At 68.1% G+C, this 17623-nt stretch carries 17 protein-coding genes; 7 read left to right on the top strand and 10 right to left on the bottom strand.

The window, feature by feature from the left end:
• Positions 1–170 precede the first annotated feature (170 nt).
• Positions 171–1931 (bottom strand): acetolactate synthase 3 large subunit, encoded by a 1761-nt coding sequence (locus ACQY76_RS11225; protein ID WP_428028822.1) that lies wholly within the window; start codon positions 1929–1931, stop codon positions 171–173.
• A 351-nt stretch (positions 1932–2282) separates the two neighbouring features.
• On the opposite strand from ACQY76_RS11225, the gene dapB reads away from it, so the two are divergent.
• The 3 genes from dapB to ACQY76_RS11210 all read left to right on the top strand — a co-directional run bounded on the left by dapB (position 2283) and on the right by ACQY76_RS11210 (position 4348).
• Positions 2283–3089 carry a 4-hydroxy-tetrahydrodipicolinate reductase gene (gene dapB, locus ACQY76_RS11220; RefSeq protein ID WP_428032992.1) on the top strand — a complete coding sequence of 269 codons (807 nt, stop codon included), beginning with the start codon at positions 2283–2285 and terminating at the stop codon, positions 3087–3089.
• An 18-nt stretch (positions 3090–3107) separates the two neighbouring features.
• Entirely contained in the window at positions 3108–3731 is a 624-nt protein-coding gene (locus ACQY76_RS11215; RefSeq protein ID WP_428028821.1) for a 2,3-bisphosphoglycerate-dependent phosphoglycerate mutase, read from the top strand.
• A gap of 176 nt (positions 3732–3907) precedes the next feature.
• On the top strand, positions 3908–4348 hold the full coding sequence (locus ACQY76_RS11210) for a PACE efflux transporter (RefSeq protein ID WP_428032991.1): 441 nt from the start codon (positions 3908–3910) through the stop codon (positions 4346–4348).
• A 26-nt stretch (positions 4349–4374) separates the two neighbouring features.
• Here the strand turns inward: ACQY76_RS11210 and ACQY76_RS11205 are convergent, their stop codons facing one another.
• Positions 4375–5256, bottom strand: a complete 882-nt coding sequence (locus tag ACQY76_RS11205) for a methylated-DNA--[protein]-cysteine S-methyltransferase (protein ID WP_428028820.1) — start codon at positions 5254–5256, stop codon at positions 4375–4377.
• 72 nt (positions 5257–5328) lie between these two features.
• Entirely contained in the window at positions 5329–5859 is a 531-nt protein-coding gene (locus ACQY76_RS11200; protein ID WP_428028819.1) for a DUF2244 domain-containing protein, read from the bottom strand.
• A 214-nt stretch (positions 5860–6073) separates the two neighbouring features.
• Between ACQY76_RS11200 and nth the strand changes: the two genes are divergently transcribed.
• Positions 6074–6799, top strand: a complete 726-nt coding sequence (nth, locus tag ACQY76_RS11195; protein WP_428032990.1) for an endonuclease III — start codon at positions 6074–6076, stop codon at positions 6797–6799.
• Between the two features lie 3 nt (positions 6800–6802).
• Here the strand turns inward: nth and ACQY76_RS11190 are convergent, their stop codons facing one another.
• Entirely contained in the window at positions 6803–7465 is a 663-nt protein-coding gene (locus ACQY76_RS11190) for a sulfate transporter family protein (RefSeq protein ID WP_428028818.1), read from the bottom strand.
• A gap of 261 nt (positions 7466–7726) precedes the next feature.
• Between ACQY76_RS11190 and ACQY76_RS11185 the strand changes: the two genes are divergently transcribed.
• Both ACQY76_RS11185 and ACQY76_RS11180 read left to right on the top strand, forming a co-directional pair.
• Positions 7727–9115, top strand: coding sequence for a flavin monoamine oxidase family protein (locus ACQY76_RS11185; RefSeq protein ID WP_428028817.1), 1389 nt, complete (start codon positions 7727–7729; stop codon positions 9113–9115).
• Between the two features lie 308 nt (positions 9116–9423).
• On the top strand, positions 9424–10053 hold the full coding sequence (locus ACQY76_RS11180) for a hypothetical protein (RefSeq protein ID WP_428028816.1): 630 nt from the start codon (positions 9424–9426) through the stop codon (positions 10051–10053).
• Positions 10054–10208: 155 nt separating this feature from the next.
• Here the strand turns inward: ACQY76_RS11180 and pheT are convergent, their stop codons facing one another.
• From pheT to ACQY76_RS11150, 6 genes are all read right to left on the bottom strand, one after another.
• On the bottom strand, positions 10209–12614 hold the full coding sequence (pheT, locus tag ACQY76_RS11175) for a phenylalanine--tRNA ligase subunit beta (RefSeq protein WP_428028815.1): 2406 nt from the start codon (positions 12612–12614) through the stop codon (positions 10209–10211).
• A 25-nt stretch (positions 12615–12639) separates the two neighbouring features.
• Entirely contained in the window at positions 12640–13191 is a 552-nt protein-coding gene (locus tag ACQY76_RS11170; RefSeq protein WP_428028814.1) for a hypothetical protein, read from the bottom strand.
• Complete coding sequence (pheS, locus tag ACQY76_RS11165) at positions 13188–14288, bottom strand: phenylalanine--tRNA ligase subunit alpha (protein ID WP_428028813.1); 1101 nt, start codon at positions 14286–14288, stop codon at positions 13188–13190. The genes ACQY76_RS11170 and pheS overlap by 4 nt, the downstream gene beginning before the upstream one ends.
• Before the next feature lie 290 nt (positions 14289–14578).
• Complete coding sequence (rplT, locus tag ACQY76_RS11160) at positions 14579–14962, bottom strand: 50S ribosomal protein L20 (protein ID WP_428028812.1); 384 nt, start codon at positions 14960–14962, stop codon at positions 14579–14581.
• 31 nt (positions 14963–14993) lie between these two features.
• The gene (rpmI, locus tag ACQY76_RS11155) at positions 14994–15194 is read right to left on the bottom strand and encodes a 50S ribosomal protein L35 (protein WP_091437955.1); all 201 of its coding nucleotides are present in this window, start codon (positions 15192–15194) and stop codon (positions 14994–14996) included.
• A gap of 195 nt (positions 15195–15389) precedes the next feature.
• Positions 15390–16556, bottom strand: a complete 1167-nt coding sequence (locus ACQY76_RS11150) for an SH3 domain-containing protein (RefSeq protein WP_428028811.1) — start codon at positions 16554–16556, stop codon at positions 15390–15392.
• A 260-nt stretch (positions 16557–16816) separates the two neighbouring features.
• On the opposite strand from ACQY76_RS11150, the gene ACQY76_RS11145 reads away from it, so the two are divergent.
• Positions 16817–17623 carry an undecaprenyl-diphosphate phosphatase gene (locus ACQY76_RS11145; protein ID WP_428028810.1) on the top strand — a complete coding sequence of 269 codons (807 nt, stop codon included), beginning with the start codon at positions 16817–16819 and terminating at the stop codon, positions 17621–17623.

Genomic DNA, 17623 nt, shown 5'->3' with positions numbered 1-17623 from the left:
CTCTGAAAGGGCTGGAAGCAGCAGGATGGGTTTTGGGCCGTCATCCCCGGGCTGGCCGGGGATCCACGCCTCTGGCACGGCAACGCCTTTGGCACGGCACGGCCTTTGGCAGGGCAGTGGTGGATGGCCGGGCCAAGCCCGGCCATGACGTCGCTAGGACGGACGTACCGTCACACCAGCATCTTGCCTTCCTCGTCGATGGCATCGTCCAGCGCCTCGGGATGATCGGGCATGATCATCTCGTTGTGCGGCTTGCCCGAGGGGATCATCGGCAGCACGTTTTCGGTCTTGTCGACGAGGCAGTCGAACAGCACCGGGCGGTTCACGCTGAGCATCTCGTGGATCGCCCCGTCGAGATCGGCCGGGTTGGAACAGCGAATGCCGACGCCGCCATAGGCTTCCGCCAGCTTGACGAAGTCCGGCAGCGATTCCGAATAGGAATGCGAGTAGCGCCCGCCATGCAGCAGGTCCTGCCACTGGCGCACCATACCCATATACTCGTTGTTGAGCACGAAGATCTTCACCGGCAGGTCGAACTGCAGCGCGGTCGACATCTCCTGCAGGCACATCTGGATCGAGGCCTCGCCGGCAATGTCGATGACGAGGCTGTCGGGATGCGCCACCTGCACGCCGATCGCCGCCGGCAGGCCATAGCCCATGGTGCCGAGGCCACCGGAGGTCATCCAGCGGTTCGGCTGCTCGAAGTGGAAGTGCTGCGCCGCCCACATCTGGTGCTGGCCGACCTCGGTGGTGATGTAGACGTCCTTGTCCTTCACCTGCTCGTACAGCGCCTTGACGGCCTGCTGCGGCTTGATGATGCGGTCGGAGGTCTTGAAGGCGAGCGACTTGCGGGCGCGCCACTTGTCGATCTGGCCCCACCAGCCGGCAATCGCCCGCCGGTCCGGCTCGGCCTTCATGCCGCGCCACACGGTGAGGATGTCTTCCAGCACGTGCTTCACATCGCCGATGATCGGCAGGTCGACCTTGACGTTCTTGTTGATCGACGACGGGTCGATGTCGATGTGGATCTTTTTCGAGTCCGGCGAGAAGGCGTCGAGCCGGCCGGTGATGCGGTCGTCGAAGCGCGCGCCGATGCACAGCATGACGTCGCAATCATGCATCGCCATGTTGGCTTCATAGGTGCCGTGCATGCCCAGCATGCCCAGCCACTGCTTGTCGGAGGCCGGAAAGGCGCCCAGTCCCATCAGCGTGGAGGTGACGGGATAGCCCGACAGCCGGGCGAACTCGCGCAGCACGCGGCTCGCCTCGGGGCCGGAATTGATGACGCCGCCGCCGGTGTACAGCACCGGCCGCTTGGCCTTGGCCAGCATCTCCACCGCCGCCTTGATCTTCTCCGGGTCGCCCTTCAGCCGCGGCTGGTAGGTGCGGTGCTGGATGTTCTCCGGCCCGACATACATGCCCTTGGCGAACTGCACGTCCTTCGGGATGTCGACGACGACAGGACCCGGGCGCCCGTTCTGCGCGACATAGAACGCCTCGTGCATGACGCGGGCGAGGTCGTTGATGTCGCGGACGAGGTAGTTGTGCTTGGTGCAGGGCCGGGTGATGCCGACCGTGTCGCACTCCTGGAAGGCGTCCGAGCCGATGAGATGGGTCGGCACCTGGCCGGTGATGCAGACCAGCGGGATGGAATCCAGCAGCGCGTCGGTCAGGCCGGTCACCGCATTGGTGGCGCCGGGGCCGGAGGTGACCAGCACCACGCCGACCTTGCCGGAGGAGCGGGCATAGCCCTCCGCCATGTGCACCGCGCCCTGCTCGTGCCGCACGAGAATGTGCTTCACCTGGTTCTGGTGGAACATGGCGTCATAGATCGGCAGCACCGCGCCGCCGGGATAGCCGAACATGTGCTCGACGCCCTGATCGATCAGGGCCTGCATCACCATTTCGGCGCCGGTCATCTCGCGCATCATGGTCTTTTTCCTTCTACGCTCGTCGTCTCTTGCGTCGTTGCGGATGGATCGAAAGGAGGGCCAGAAAATCAAAAGGCCCCGTCAGGGGCCATTTCCGCGCGTCACCGTTGGGCGGAGCAGCCTTCAGGCCAACTCCGCGGCGACGCGCCGTCCTACGATAAGGGTAATATTGTTGCGCATGGCGGCGCCGCTCCTTCGTAAAGTTGCGCGAGCTGTACAGGGGCCCCGCAGGCGCGTCAAGCCGGGCGACAGGTCGACGCGAAGAATGTACGACGATAGCGTACTTTTCGCGGCAGGTGAACGTCGCTATACCGCGCGTCGGAACAGGGAGTTGGCGTTCACATGACGCAGATGCGGCTCGTCGTCGTCGGAGCATCAGGCCGGATGGGCCGCGTGCTGATGCGCACCATTTGCGAGGCGCCCGACCTCCTGCTTGTCGGGGCCGTGGACCAGCCCGGCAGCGAGGCTCTCGGGCGCGACGCCGGCGAGCTCGCCGGGCTGCCCCCCCTCGGCCTCAAGGTCTCGGACGACCCGCTCACCCTGTTCGCCGCCGCCGACGGGGTGATCGACTTCACCACGCCCGCCGCCAGCGTCGCCTATGCCGCCTTCGCGGCGCAGGCGCGCATCGTTCACGTCATCGGCACCACCGGCTTCTCGCCCGAGGACGAGGCGCGGATCGCCGCCGCCGCCCGCCATGCCGCCATCGTCCGCTCCGGCAATATGAGCCTCGGCGTGAACCTGCTCTCCGCCCTGGTGCGCCGCGTGGCGCGCACGCTTGACGAGGGCTTCGACATCGAGGTTGTCGAGATGCACCACAACCGCAAGATCGACGCGCCCTCCGGCACCGCGCTGATGCTCGGCGAAGCGGCGGCACAGGGGCGCGGGGTGAGCCTTGAGGAGAACGGCGTCTTCACCCGCCACGGCACCACCGGCCCGCGCCGGCCCGGCGACATCGGCTTCGCCACGCTGCGCGGCGGCACGGTGGTGGGCGAGCACAATGTGATCTTCGCCGGCGCCGGCGAGCGCATCGAACTCGCCCACAAGGCCGAGGACCGTGGCATCTTCGCCCGTGGCGCCCTCGCCGCCGCGCGCTGGGCGCGCGGCCGCAAGCCCGACCTCTATTCCATGACCGACGTTCTCGGCCTCACCGATTTCTGATCGCACGGAGCACGCCCGATGTCCGAACGCCTTCTCGTCCTCGTCCGCCACGGCCAGAGCGAGTGGAACCTGAAGAACCTCTTCACCGGCTGGCGCGACCCGGACCTCACGGCGCTGGGCGTCGAGGAGGCGGCCAAGGCCGGCGCGCGGCTGAAGGCGGAGGGCTACCAGTTCGACCTCGCCTTCACCTCGCAGCTCTCGCGGGCGCAGAAGACGCTGGACCTCGCGATGGCCGAGCTTGGCCAGACCGATCTTCCGGTGATCCGCGACCTCGCCCTGAACGAGCGCGACTATGGCGACCTCTCCGGCCTCAACAAGGACGACGCCCGCGCCAAATGGGGCGAGGAGCAGGTGCATGTCTGGCGCCGCTCCTATGATGTGCCCCCGCCCGGCGGCGAGAGCCTGAAGGACACGGTCGCCCGCGCCCTGCCCTATTACGTCACCGAGATCCTGCCCAAGGTGATGCAAGGCAACCGGGTGCTGGTCGCCGCGCACGGCAATTCGCTGCGGGCGCTCATCATGGTGCTGGAGAAGCACACACCCGAGACCATCATGAAGCGCGAACTCGCCACCGGCGCGCCGGTGATCTACCGGCTGAAGGCGGACACGACAGTGGAGAGCGTGGTCGACCTGGCGGGTTGATCTGGCGGGCTGATCCGGCCGGCTGATCCTTCCGTCCAAACACGTGCCGCCGGCGCGCCTCGTGGCAGCGCCGGCCTTGCCTTACATCCAAGCAGACCCATATGAGACGCGTGAAGACGGCTTCCCCCGATCCGGGAACCCAAGCGGGACGGCCCGACATGAAGGGGAAAACCGTCATGCGCGGCACCGCCGATCGCATTCGCCACGTCATCAGCTTCGAGATCATCGCGCTGTCCATCATCACGCCGCTCGGCGCGTGGGTGTTCGGCGTGCCGATGGTGGAGATGGGGGCAGTAGGCGCCGGCGCGGCGCTCATCGCCGCCGGCTGGAACTATCTGTTCAATCTCGGCTTCGACCACGCCCTGGCACGGCTGCGCGGCTCGGTTCGCAAGACGCTTGGCCTGCGCGTGCTGCACGCCGTGCTGTTCGAGATCGGGCTGGTGGTGGTGCTGGTGCCCTTCGTCGCCTGGTTTCTCGGCATCGGCCTCGTCGAGGCGCTGCTGATGGATTTGGCGCTGGCCGGCTTCTTCCTGGTCTACGCCTTCGCGTTCAACTGGGCCTATGACGCGCTGTTCCCGCTGCGCGAGCTGCCCCGGCCCGTCGCCGGCAGGGCCTAGGGCGCGCCGTTCCCACGGACGCCGCCTCATCCCTTGGTGAGCTGGCCCGCCTCCCAGCCGAGAATGGCGCGCTTGCGGGTCAGTCCCCAGTGATAGCCGGTGAGATCGCCATTCTTGCCCAGCACGCGGTGGCACGGCACCACGAAGGACATCGGGTTCTTGCCCACCGCCGCACCGATGGCGCGCGCCGCCTTGGGGCGCTCCACGCAGCTGGCAATGCTGGAATAGGTGGTGGCCTTGCCGAGCGGGATGCGCATCAGCGTCTCCCACACCTGCACCTCGAAATCGGTGCCGATGAACACGATGCGCAGCGGGTCTTCCGGGCTCCAGTTGCCGCGGTCGAAGATGCGTGCCGCATAGGGGGCGGTTGCCACCGGATCCTCGATATAGAGCGCGTTCGGCCAGCGACGGCGCATGTCGGCAAGCGCGCCGTCTTCCTCGCCCTCATCGGCAAAGGCGAGGCCGCACAGGCCGCGCGGCGTCACCATGGCGAGCGCGGCGCCGAAGGGCGAGGCGTGGAAGCCATAGCGCACCACGAGACCCGCGCCGCCGGTCTTCCATTCGCCGGGCGACATGGATTCATGCACCACGAACAGGTCGTGCAGCCGCCCGGGCCCGGAGAAGCCGAGCTCATAGGCGGCGTCGAGCACATTGTCGGATTCCGACAGAACGCGGCGGGCGGCGTCGATCGTCACCGCCTGGAGAAAGTCCTTCGGGGTCAGCCCGCACCAGCGGCGGAACAGATCGGTCAGCGCGCGTGGATGGACGCCGGAGGCGCGGGCGATCTCCTCCACCTCCGGCTGGTCGCGGAAGCGCAGATTCACATATTCCACCGCACGCCGCACGATCTCATAATCGGCAGCGGCGATTTCCAGGGGGTGGGCGGCGTCGAGATTGGGCGCGAGCACGGGCGTTCTCCTGAGGCTGGGCTCATCCGAGCATGGCGCCCGGCACGAGGCCACCCGATTTCGACGGACGCGTCAGAGGGCCGAGCGCACCACGCCCCGCTTGGCCTCGGCCAGCGCTCGCGCGAGGCTTTCCGCCAGTTCCTCGCGCTGCGCCGTGTGCAGGAAACTGCCGATCACATAGGGCCGCCCGCGCATCTCCAGCGCCAGGCGCTGAATGCCGTAATCCTCGACGGATTCATGGGTGAGCCGCGTCCAGAGCGGGTTCAGTTCCTCGCGATATTCCGTCCCGTCGGCGGCCACATGGCGCAGCCGGATGATGCTCGGCGTCACGGTGATTTCCTCGCAGGCGCGGGCGGAGCGGAAATTAAGGCGCAAGGCCCACCAGATCGCCAGCACGTCGAGCCCGAACAGCCCGAATACCGGCCACGCCCCCATCAGCAAAAAGGCGAGGCCGCAGACGAAGCTGATGCCGGCGACGATGAACATAACGACCATGAAGCCGCGCTGGTCGAGCGAACGATGGGGCTGGTAGCGCGCGGAAAAAAGCGCCGGCTCGGCAGCGCCGAAGGCATCTTCCGGGGGGAGAGTACTGGCCGCGCTCATGGACCGGCATTATAGGTCGAAAATGGCAGATGAGGACAAGGATTCGGTGCGTCGTAACGCGCACCCCCGAGCGCGGCCGGCGGTCGATGCAGGACCGCCCAAGCGTGGCTCGACGCGGCGCACCAAGGCGGCGGCAATGTCGACCAATCCCCCCGCTTCCAAGCCACCCGCTTCCAAACCCCGCGCTTCCACCCGCCCCGCCCCCGCTCTCGCCGTGCTGGAGGAGCAGGCCGCGAGCCGCCCCACCCGCCGGCGCGCCGTGGCGAACGCAGCCGCGGCGGCGATCGGCGGCGCCTTCCGCCCCTGGACGCCCGGCGAGGTGGAGACCGCCTTCGCCCGCTTCGAGGCCGCCAACCCGGAGCCGGAAGGCGAGCTGGAATATCATGACCCCTACACCCTGCTGGTCGCGGTGGTGCTGTCCGCGCAGGCGACCGATGTCGGCGTCAACAAGGCGACGCGCGGGCTCTTCAAGGCCGCCCCGACCCCGCAGGCGATGGTAGCGCTCGGCGAGGAGGGTGTGGCGCAGCATATCCGCACGCTGGGCCTCTATCGCGGCAAGGCGAAGAATGTGGTGGAGCTTTCCCGCCGCCTGCTCGGCGAACATGGCGGTGAGGTGCCGCCCGACCGCGCGGCGCTGGAGATGCTGCCCGGCGTCGGCCGCAAGACCGCGAATGTCGTGCTCAATATAGCCTTCGGCCTGCCCACCATCGCTGTCGACACTCATCTCTTCCGCGTCGCCAACCGCACCGGCATGGCGCCGGGCAAGACACCGCTGGAGGTGGAGCTGGGGCTGGAGCGAACCATTCCGGACCGCTTCAAGCTACACGCCCATCACTGGCTGATCCTGCACGGGCGCTATGTCTGCAAGGCGGTGAAGCCCGACTGCCCGCGCTGCCTGATCGCCGATCTGTGCCGCTGGCCGGAGAAGACCCCGGCCTGACGCTCATCCCGCGCGCGACAGCCGCTTGTGCATCCGCACCATGAAGATGGTGGCGAAGACCGGGGTGATGAGGTTGAGGATCGGCACCGACACCACCACCGCAATGACCAGCCCGCCCAGGAAGGTGGCCACCCCGTGGTGCCGTCGCATCAGCGCCACCTCGTCCTCGCTGCGGTAGCGCATGGCGGCGAGCTGGAAATATTCGCGCCCGAGCAGATAGCCGTTGGCGATGTAGAACACGAACAAGTTCACGCCCGGCACCAGAAGAAGAAGCAGCGCCACCAGGTTAACCGCCAGCATGACGAAGAAGAACTTGGCGGTCAGCACCAGCGAGCGGCCGATGGGAACGGCTTGCCCCACCGGCTCCTGCGGAAAATCGTTGCGCTCCACCTGTTCGGCGACGTCGTCGAGAAACAGGCCGGCGACCAGTGAGGTGACCGGTGGGACCAGGAAGATCGCCCCGATCAAGATGCCGAAGGCGGCGAGGATGTCGACGGTGATCTCCGCCCAGCGCAGATCCAGTGTCACGAAATAGGTCAGCGCGTAATGCGCCCCCACCCCCAGCGCGATCAGCAGGCCGATGGCGAGGCCGATCGAACGCAGCAGCACCCGGCGGAACGCCGGCGAAAAAGTCTGGGCGAAAGCCGTGATCGCATCCCGCAGCATCGGTTCTCCCCCTTGTGCGACCCTCTAGGTAAGGCGCCCTGCCGCTTCTCTCAAGGTGGCCCTGCAGGGGCGGGGGCAAGCGCGCGGGGGCGTCGTGGCGCGGGGACTTGATTTTCCCGATCCGCCCGCGAGTCCCGATTCGTTCTCGCGTGAACAAAACATGATTCGCCGCAAGCCTTTAGCCGGGAGCGGCAGGCGCGCCTTCGCCCCGCCGGCCGGGCATGCTAGCGTGGCCTTCATCCTCGCTTGAGTCCTTGCTGCATGACACGACCGCGCCTTCCCGGCACGCTGAATCGCCGCCATTTCCTCGCCGCCGCCTCCGCGGCGCTGCTGCCGGCGCCGGCGCTGGCCCAGTCCGGCACGCTCGGCGACGCGACCAGCGTCGACGTCGTCATCATCGGTGGCGGCGCCGCCGGCATTGCGGCGGCCCGCCGGGTGGCGGAGGCCAAGCGCTCCTATGTACTGATCGAGGCCGGGGCGAAGCTGGGCGGCCGCGCGCGGACCGACGCCGCCTTCGGCCTGAACGTCGATCTCGGCGCGGGCGGTTTCGCGCGCAGCGAGGGCACGCTGGCCGCGAGCGCGCAGGCGGCCGGCCAGAACCTCGTCGCCCTCCCCTCCGGGCGGCGGCTTTTCGCCAATGGCCGCGAGGTGCGCGAGAGCGCCTATGACGCCTTCACCTTGGCGCTCGGCACCGCGCAGCGGGACATCCGGGCGATGGCCGACACCGGCAAGGATGTCGCGGCCTCGCTGGCGCTGCAGGCGGCGACGCCGGACCCGGCCGCCGCACGCGCAACGGCCCAGTGGGCGCCCACGGTGACGCAGCTTCTCGGACCGCTCGGCTGCGGGCGGCCGCTCGCGGCGCTGTCGTCGCTCGACCTGTCGCGCCGCGACGCCCCGCCCGACGACACCACCAGCCCCGTTGGAATCGGGGCGCTGATGGAGGGCCTGGGCGCCTGGCTGAACGTGCAGAAGGAGGCGCCGGTCACGCTGGTCACCAATGCCGGGCGCTTCCACACCGTGACGGTGCGCGGCCAGCGCACGCCGATCCGCGCCCGCGCCATCGTAATCGCCATTCCCGCACCGGTGCTGCTGGCGGGGACGATCCGGTTCAACCCCGTCCTGCCGCCGCGCCTGCTCAATGCGTTGCGGGCGATCCCTTCGGGCGCGCTGGAACAGGTGGCGTTCCTGCTCCCCGGCAATCCGCTCGCCCTGGAGCCGAACGAGGCCGTGCTTGCCAGGGCGGACGCGGCGCCGCCCGCCTTGCTGCGCGGTCGGATCAACGGCAGCGACCTGCATATCGTCACCTTCGGCGACGCGCCGGCCCGCGCCATCGCCGAGAAGGGCGCGGAAGCGGCTCTGGCGCTCGCACGCCAATGGCTGGGCGCGGCTTTTCCCGGCGCGGATGGCGAGATCCGCGAGGTCGTCTGTTCAAGCTGGGGCAAGGACCCGCTCATTCGCGGCGCCCTGAGTGTCGCCCTTCCCGGCCAGGGGGCACAGCGGCGCGTGTTCGCCGATACGGTGCAGAACCGGCTGTTCCTTGCCGGCGACTATGTCCCGACCAGCGGCTGGGGCACGCTCGGCGGCGCCTGGGCCTCCGGCGAAGCCGCCGCCGCCCGCGCCCTGCGCCTGTTCGGCGACGGGCCAGCGTAGGCAAATACCCCACCCGCGCCTCTTCCGTAAGCAATACACCACTCAACTACCCGTTTAGGTGACGCATTACCGCGTCAAGTTTGCGCTATAAGTTCCCGCAGCGAGACTAATTTCTAGATATATTTTGTATTAATAATATTTTCCACATATAATGAAACCAATAAAACACTCAATACGTTACTGCCCCGGTCGATACAGCAGATGTCCTGCTTTATACCTTTTCGAACGGACAGAACGTGCAGATTATACGCAAGAATAAATTCAGGCTTGACGCCCGGTTCATCGGCGTCAGCATCATTACCGCTTGCTTGCTCGCGGCCGTTCCGGCACACGCCACAGGCGGCTCCGGAGGCGGCGGCTCGGGTGGGGGCGGGTCCAATGGCGGCGGGTCCAATGGCGGCGGGTCCAATGGCGGCGGCGGCAATGGCGGCGGCTCCGATGGCGGCGGGTCCAATGGCGGCGGGTCCAATGGCGGCGGCGGCAATGGCGGCGGCGGCAATGGCGGCGGCTCCGATGGCGGCGGGTCGCATGGCGGCGGCGGCAATGGTTCCGGCGGCGATGGCGGTGGGTCGCATGGCGGAGATAACGGCACTCCCGGCGGTGGCACTCCGGGTGGTGGCACTCCCGGCGGTGGAACCCCCGGCGGCGGCACTCCCGGCGGCGAGAATCCGGGTGGCGAGAATCCCGGGGGAGAGAACCCCGGTGGAGAGAACCCGGGCACCGAGACCCCCGGCGGCGAAAACCCCGATACCGAGACCCCGGGCACCGAAACGCCCGGCACCGAGACCCCCGGCAGCGGCACGCCGGGCGTGACGCAGGGTGGCAGCACCTCGAAGACGAACGGCATGAAGAAGAGCGAACAGTGCACCGAAGTTATGGCGCGGCCGGGCACCTTCGATGCGAGCCTGGTGAAGTACTGCCGCGACAGGGTTAGCTGACACCATCCCGCCCCCATGCGGGGCGGGGCCTGCCGGCTTTTCCGCCGCGTTCCACGCGTCATCGCCGGGCTGAGTCCGGCCATCTGAGGCTGCCCTTCGGCCTCGAAGAAAGAAGTGCATCCCCGGGCCAGGCCCCGGGGATGTCTCTCAGCGCTTCACCCGCGCAAGGTGGCGCCGGTCTTCTTCGCCACTTCCGCGACGATCTTGCCCGCCACCGCCTCGATCTCGGCATCGGTCAGTGTCTTCTCACGCGGCTGCAGCGTGACGGAGAGCGCCACCGACTTCTTGTCGGCATCGACACCGGGACCCTCATACAGGTCGAACACATTCACGGCGGTGATGAGCTTGCGGTCGACGCCGGCCGCCGCCTTGACGAGATCGCCTGCGCTGACACCCCGCGCAACCACGAAGGCGAAGTCGCGCTCCACCGGTTGGAAGGCGGCGAGTTCCAGCAGCGGCTTCACCCGCGTTGCCTTGGCCTTCGGCTCGGGAATGCGGTCGAGCAGGATTTCGAAGCCGACAAGCGGGCCCGCCACGTCCAGCCCCTCCAGCACGGACGGGTGCAACTCGCCGAAATGGCCGATCACATTGGGGCCGAGGCGGAACGTGCCGGAGCGGCCGGGGTGGAACCAGCCCGGCGCATCGGTCGAGATCTGCAGATTCGCCACCGGCGCGCCGCAGGCGGCGAGCAGCGCCAGCGCATCAGCCTTGGCATCGAAGGCATCGACCGGCAACGCCTTGCCGGACCAGTGGCGCCCGGCACCGCTGGGCCTGGCCGTGGCCCGGCGGATGCCGGTAGCGGCGATGAACTGGTCCTGCGGGCGATCGCCCTTGAACACCTGCCCCACCTCGAACAGCGCGACATCGCCCTGCCCTCGATCGGCATTGGCCTGACCCGAGCGGACGAGGCCCGGCAACAGGCTGGGGCGCATGTCGGAGAGATCGGAGGCGATGGGGTTAGCCAGCGCCAGTTCCGGCGCGCCGCCGCCGAACAGTTCGGCCTGCGCCTTCGGCACGAAGGACCAGGTGACGGCCTCCACCAGCCCGCGCGCCGCCAGCGCCCGCTTGCCCTTGCGGGTGCGCAGCTGCAGCGTGGTGAGCACGCTCTTTCGGGCGGTCTCGTCGCGCGGGAAGGGCGTGGACGGCACCCGGTCGAGGCCGGCGATGCGGATCACCTCTTCCACGAGGTCGGCCTTGCCCTCGACATCGCCGCGCCAGCTCGGCGGCGTCACCCGCACCGTGCCGACATTACCTTCCACCGTGAAGCCAAGCCGGCGCAGGATCGCCACCTGCTCCTCGTCATTCGCCACCAGCCCGGTGAGCTTCTCGGTGAGGTTGAGCGGAAAATCGACGACGCGCGTGGTGTCCGGGATCGCTCCCGCCAGCACGACCTCGGAGGCCTCGCCACCGCACAGATCGAGGATCAACCGCGTCGCCAGCTCCAGCCCCGGCACGGTGAAGGCCGGGTCGATGCCGCGCTCGAAACGGAAGCGGGCATCGGAGTTCAGCCCCAGCTTGCGGCCGGTCTGGGCGATGTTGATCGGCTCCCACAGCGCGGATTCGACCAGCACGTCGGTCGTGCCCTCGTCGCAGCCCGATTCCTCGCCGCCCATGACGCCGGCGAGCGATTCCACGCCCTTGTCGTCGGCGATGACGCAGATGGTCTCATCAAGCGCGTAGGTCTTGCCGTCCAGCGCCTTCAGGCTCTCCCCCGCAATAGCGCGGCGCACGACAAGGTTGCCCTGTACCTTGGCGGCGTCGAACACATGCAGCGGGCGGTTCTGGTCGAAGGTCAGGAGGTTGGTCACGTCCACCAGCGCGTTGATCGGGCGCAGGCCGATAGCGCGCAGCTTGGCCTGCAGCCAGTCCGGCGAGGGGCCGTTCTTCACCCCGCGCACCAGCCGCATCGCGAAGGCCGGGCACGGCGCGTCTGGCGCGATGGTCACCGAGACTGGGCACGGGAAGCTGCCGGCCACCGGGGCGATGGCGTCTTCCACCAGCGTGCCGAGGCCGGCGGCGGCGAGGTCGCGGGCGATGCCGTGCACGCCGAGCGCGTCGGCACGGTTCGGCGTCACCGCGATCTCGATCACCGGGTCGTCGAGGCCGATCCAGTCGACATAGGTGGCGCCGACGGGGGCGTCCTCGGGCAGGTCGAGAATGCCGTCATGGTCCTCGGACAGCTGCAGCTCGGCGGCCGAGCACAGCATGCCCCGGCTCTCGACGCCGCGAATGGTGCCGATGCCGAGCGTCATGTCCTTGCCGGGAATATAGGTGCCGGGCGGGGAGAACACGCTCTTCATGCCGGTGCGGGCATTGGGGGCGCCGCACACCACCTGCACCGGCTCGCCGGCACCGGTGTCGACCATGCACACGCGCAGCTTGTCGGCATTGGGGTGCTGAACGGCGGAGACGACATAGGCGATGGTGAAGCCGCGCAGCTTCGCCGCCTTGTCCTCGACGCCTTCCACTTCCAGCCCGATGCGGTTGAGCGCGCCGGTGACGTCGTCGAGCCCATAGTCGCCGGCAAGATGCTCGCGCAGCCAGGAGAGGGTGAATTTCATGGGAGTGCCCTACCGTTCCGCTCGTTCATTTGCCCTGGGCGTGGCTTGCCCAGCGATAGCCCTTTTCGCCCGCGCCATCGCCGGACCAGGCGAGAGGAACGTCGTCGGCGGCTACCAGAAACTCGATGCCGATATTGCGCTTCTTCGCGGAGTCGCCATCGCTCTTGCGGTAGTCGAGAATCTTGCCCTGCCGGTAGGACATCTCGGCGCGCGAGCTGTGCAACGCCACCTTGCCGCCGGCCTGCATGCTCTTGATGACGTCGTCTTCCGGAACGACCCACGAGCCGGTCCAGAAGAACCCTTCGCCGTCGGTGGTGACACCGCGATCGTTCTCGCAGACGAAATGGAACTGCGCGACATAGTCCCGTGCGGCCCGCCTGCCCGACGACGCGGATGAGGAGCCTGAGGACGAGGAGGAGGACGGCTTCTTCACCGGGCCGCGCGTGGCCAGAACCTCCTCGCACAGCGCCACCAGCTCCGAGGCGCCGCGCGCCTGCGCATTGGCGAGAAGCTGCTTGAGCTGCGCCGTCTCCATGGCGGCGAGCCGCTCGGTCGACCAGAAGGGTGCCTTGCTCACGCGCTCAGCCCTCCCGCCAGGGTCGGGAAGTCCAGGGGCCGGAAGCCGTAATGCGACAGCCAGCGCACATCCGCCTCGAAGAAGGCGCGCAGGTCCGGCATGCCGTATTTCAGCATGGCGATGCGATCGATGCCCATGCCCCAGGCGAAGCCCTGATATTCGTCCGGGTCCAGCCCGCAATTGCGCAGCACGTTCGGGTGCACCATGCCGCAGCCGAGAATCTCCAGCCAGTCCGAGCCCTCGCCGAAGCGGATCTCGCCGGGGCGCGAGCGGTCGCACTGGATGTCGACCTCCATGGACGGCTCGGTGAAGGGGAAGAAGGACGGGCGGAACCGCATCTTCACATTGTCCACCTCGAAGAACGCCTTGCAGAACTCCTCGAGGATCCATTTGAGATGGCCGAGGTTGGCCTGCTTGTCGATGACGAGGCCCTCCACCTGATGAAACATCGGCGTGTGGGTCTGGTCGCTGTCCGAGCGATAGGTGCGGCCGGGGCAGATGACGCGGATCGGCGGCTTCTGCGAGAGCATGGTGCGCACCTGCACCGGCGAGGTGTGCGTGCGCAGCACGAGGCGCGAGCCGTCCTCCTTGGTGGGCAGGTAGAACGTGTCGTGCATCTCGCGCGCCGGGTGCCCCTCGGGGAAGTTCAGCGCGGTGAAATTGTGGAAGTCATCCTCGATATCGGGGCCTTCCGCCACGGCGAAGCCCATATCGGCAAAGATCGCGGTGAGTTCGTCGATCACTTGGCTGATCGGGTGAAGGCGCCCGAGTTCCGCCGGCGTCTCGCGCACGGGCAGCGTGACGTCGACGCGCTCGGTCTCCAGCCGCTTCGCCAGCGCGGCGCCCTTCAGCTCGGTGCGGCGCGTGCCAAGCGCCTCGTTGAGGCGGTCGCGCAGGCCGTTGATCGCCGGGCCGGCGCTCTTGCGCTCCTCCGGGCTCATGCCGCCCAGGCTCTTCAGCAGCTCGGAGACCGAGCCCTTCTTGCCGAGCGCAGCGACGCGGATGGCTTCCAGCGCCGGCTCGTCGGCGGCGACGGCGATGCCCGCGGTCAGCTCGCGCTCCAGCGCGTCGAGATCGGGTAGGGCGGCAACGGGCATGGGGTCAGACCTCGACGAAATACAGGCGCGAATGGCCAGCGCAGGCCCGGCCATGACGAAGGATACACGTCGGAAAACCAGGGCTCCGCCGTCATCCTGAGGTGCGAACGCAGTGAGCCTCGAAGGATGCTCATCTGCGGCGGCCATCCTTCGAGGCCCGGCTGACGCCGGGCACCTCAGGATGACGGCGCGTGGGTTGCGGTCTCTTAGCCCAGCCGCCTAACGACGAAAAGCCCCACGCTCGCGCGCGGGGCTTTCTGAATTCGTGGTCCAGACGAAAATCTGGAAGATCAGGCGGCCTGCTTGTCCGCCGCGGCGCTTTCCAGCGCTGCCTTGGCCTGCTCGACCAGCGCCGCGAAGGCGGCGGGCTCGTGGATGGCGATATCCGAGAGCACCTTGCGGTCGACTTCGATCCCGGCCTTGCTGAGACCGTCGATAAACCGGCCATAGGTAAAGCCGAGCTCGCGGGTCGCGGCGTTGATACGCTGGATCCAGAGCGCGCGGAAATTGCGCTTCTTAACCTTACGGTCGCGATAGGCGTATTGCTGCGCCTTTTCGACGGCCTGCTTGGCGATACGGATGGTATTCTTGCGGCGGCCATAATAGCCCTTCGCCGCCTTGAGCACCTTCTTGTGCTTGGCGTGGGAAGTGACGCCGCGTTTGACACGTGCCATGGGATTTTCTCCTGGTACTGGCTAGGGGGCGTCAGCCGTTGGGCAGAAAGAACTTGCGAACGTTGAAAGCATCACGCTCGGACATGACCGTGGTGCCGCGCTGATCGCGGATCTGCTTGTTGGTACGCTTGATCATGCCATGGCGCTTATTGGCCTGGGCCATGATCACCTTGCCGGTGCCGGAGAGCTTGAAGCGCTTCTTCGCTCCGGACTTGGTCTTCATCTTGGGCATTTGGCTCGATCTCCACGGCCGGCAGCCTCCCCGAAGGGACGTCCGGCCCAATCTAGTGTGAGCGTTCGAACCGCCACGGCAGCCCTTGTAGCCGGGCGGTTCTTGAAGGCCGCACCCTCTACAGGAGCGGCGGGTATATTTCAAGTGTGCGACAGCGATGCCCGGCAATGTTCACCGGGCATCGCGCGCCTCACGTCAGATGTTGCAGCCGGGCGCCCCCGGCATGCACTGGCCACGCCCCTGCTGCGGGCGCTGTCCCTGCGGCGGGCGACCCTGTTCGGGGCGACCACCCTGCTGGGGAGGACGGCCCTGTTCGGGACGACCACCCTGACCCGGAGGACGGCCCTGCTCGGGACGCCCGCCCTGACCCGGAGGACGGCCCTGTTCGGGACGACCGCCCTGACCCGGAGGACGGCCCTGTTCGGGACGACCGCCCTGACCCGGAGGACGGCCCTGCTCGGGACGACCGCCCTGACCCGGGGGACGACCCTGCTCGGGACGCCCACCCTGACCCGGGGGACGACCCTGTTCGGGACGCCCGCCCTGACCCGGAGGACGACCCTGCTCGGGACGCCCGCCCTGCGGGGGACGGCCACCCGGGCCACCCGGATTGCCGGGACCACCCCAGCCGGGACCTCCCGGACCACCAGGCCCGCCGGGACCACCCGGGTTGCCCGGCCCGCCGGGACCGCCCGGCCTGCCGGGACCACCGGGATTGCCCGGGCCGCCGGGACCGCCAGGCCGACCTGGACCGCCCCAATCCGGACCTCCCGGACCGCCGGGACCACCCGGCCGACCTGGACCGCCCCAACCCGGACCGCCCGGACCGCCGGGACCACCCGGCCTGCCGGGGCCACCCCAGCCGGGACCGCCGGGACCACCCGGTCGCCCTGGACCATTCCAGACCGGACCACCGGGCCCCCAGCCGCCCGGAGGCGGCGGACGCCAGCCCGGGCGCGGGCCCGGCGGACGCGGGCGGTACCAGCGGTCATTGGTCGTGTACCAGGGGCGGCCACGGTAATAGCGGCCCCAGTAATCGTTGAAGCTGAAGGCGACGATGGGCACGCCGAACGACGGCGCATAGTCATAGAATTCAACGCGACGGCCGCGATAATCGGCCTCGATATACGCCGCCGCTACCCAGCCGCGCACATCGTCCACGGCCACGTCGCACCAGCTATAATCGTCGAGGCAGCCGAAAATGCCGAGCGGAGCGCCCGCCCCGAGCACCACCACGACGGGGTAATCTGTACCGGGACCCGCCCGCAGATTGACGTTCGTCGTCACATAACCGCGTTCCTGCGCGACCGCAGCGCCCGCCAGCGCCAAGGACAGCAGAAGGCCCGCAACCAGACTTCTCATGTAAAACTCCCAAACGTTGCCGTTTGCTGACAACGCCGACCGAGTGGAAATGGACCTGCCGGTTGAGGCGGATTCATGTCGGGCCGAGATACGCCCGGTCGGCAACCCTACTTTATTTCGCGCGGCCGCGCTGTGCCTGACACAGCGTCACGTTGCTTGTGCGGTGCGAAGCGGACAGGATGCGCGCGTTTCGCGCCCCGGCGCCCCCATCCGTCGTCCCGTCCGTCTCTTCGGCCACCTCTTCCCACGGAATCCGCCTCATGTCGTTCGGCACCTTGCTCGAAGCCTTTCTTCTCGGCCTGCTGGAAGGCTTTACCGAGTTCCTGCCTGTCTCTTCCACCGGCCATATCCTTCTCGCCGGCCATTTCCTCGGCTTCGAGAGCGAGGGCAAGGTGTTCGAGGTCGTCATCCAGCTCGGCGCGATCCTCGCCCTGCTGGTCGTGTATTTTCAGCGGTTCCTGCGCGTGCTGGTCACCCTCCCCTCCAGCCCGCGCTCGCGCAATTTCGTCCTCGGCATCCTCATCGCCTTCCTGCCGGCAGCGGTGATCGGCGCCTTCGCGCACGGCTTCATCAAGAGCGTGCTGTTCGAGACGCCCTCGCTGATCTGCGTGATGCTGATTCTCGGCGGCATCGTGCTGTTGTGGGTCGACACGCTGAAGATGAAGCCGGTCTATGAGGACGCCATGGCCTTCCCGCCGAAGCTGGCGCTGAAAATCGGCTTCATCCAGTGCCTCGCCATGTTTCCCGGCGTGTCGCGCTCGGGCTCGACCATTGTCGGCGGCCTGCTGCTGGGCGCCAGCAAGCCGGCGGCGGCGGAATTCTCCTTCTTCCTCGCCCTGCCCACCATGACCGGCGCCTTCGCCTATGATCTCTACAAGAATCGCGACGCGCTGAACGCCGACGACGCGACCCTCATCGCGGTGGGCTTCATTGCCGCCTTCATCGCGGCGCTGGCGGTGGTGCGCGGCCTCATCGCCTTCGTCTCCCGCCACGGCTTCGCGCCGTTCGGCTGGTGGCGCATCGGCGTGGGCGGCGTCGGGCTGGTGGCTCTGGCGCTGGTGGGCTGA

This window comes from Ancylobacter sp., assembly GCF_965279025.1.
GTDB lineage: Bacteria > Pseudomonadota > Alphaproteobacteria > Rhizobiales > Xanthobacteraceae > Ancylobacter.
Note: the sequence above shows the minus strand (reverse complement) of the source record. Positions and strands in the feature narration are given on the sequence as shown.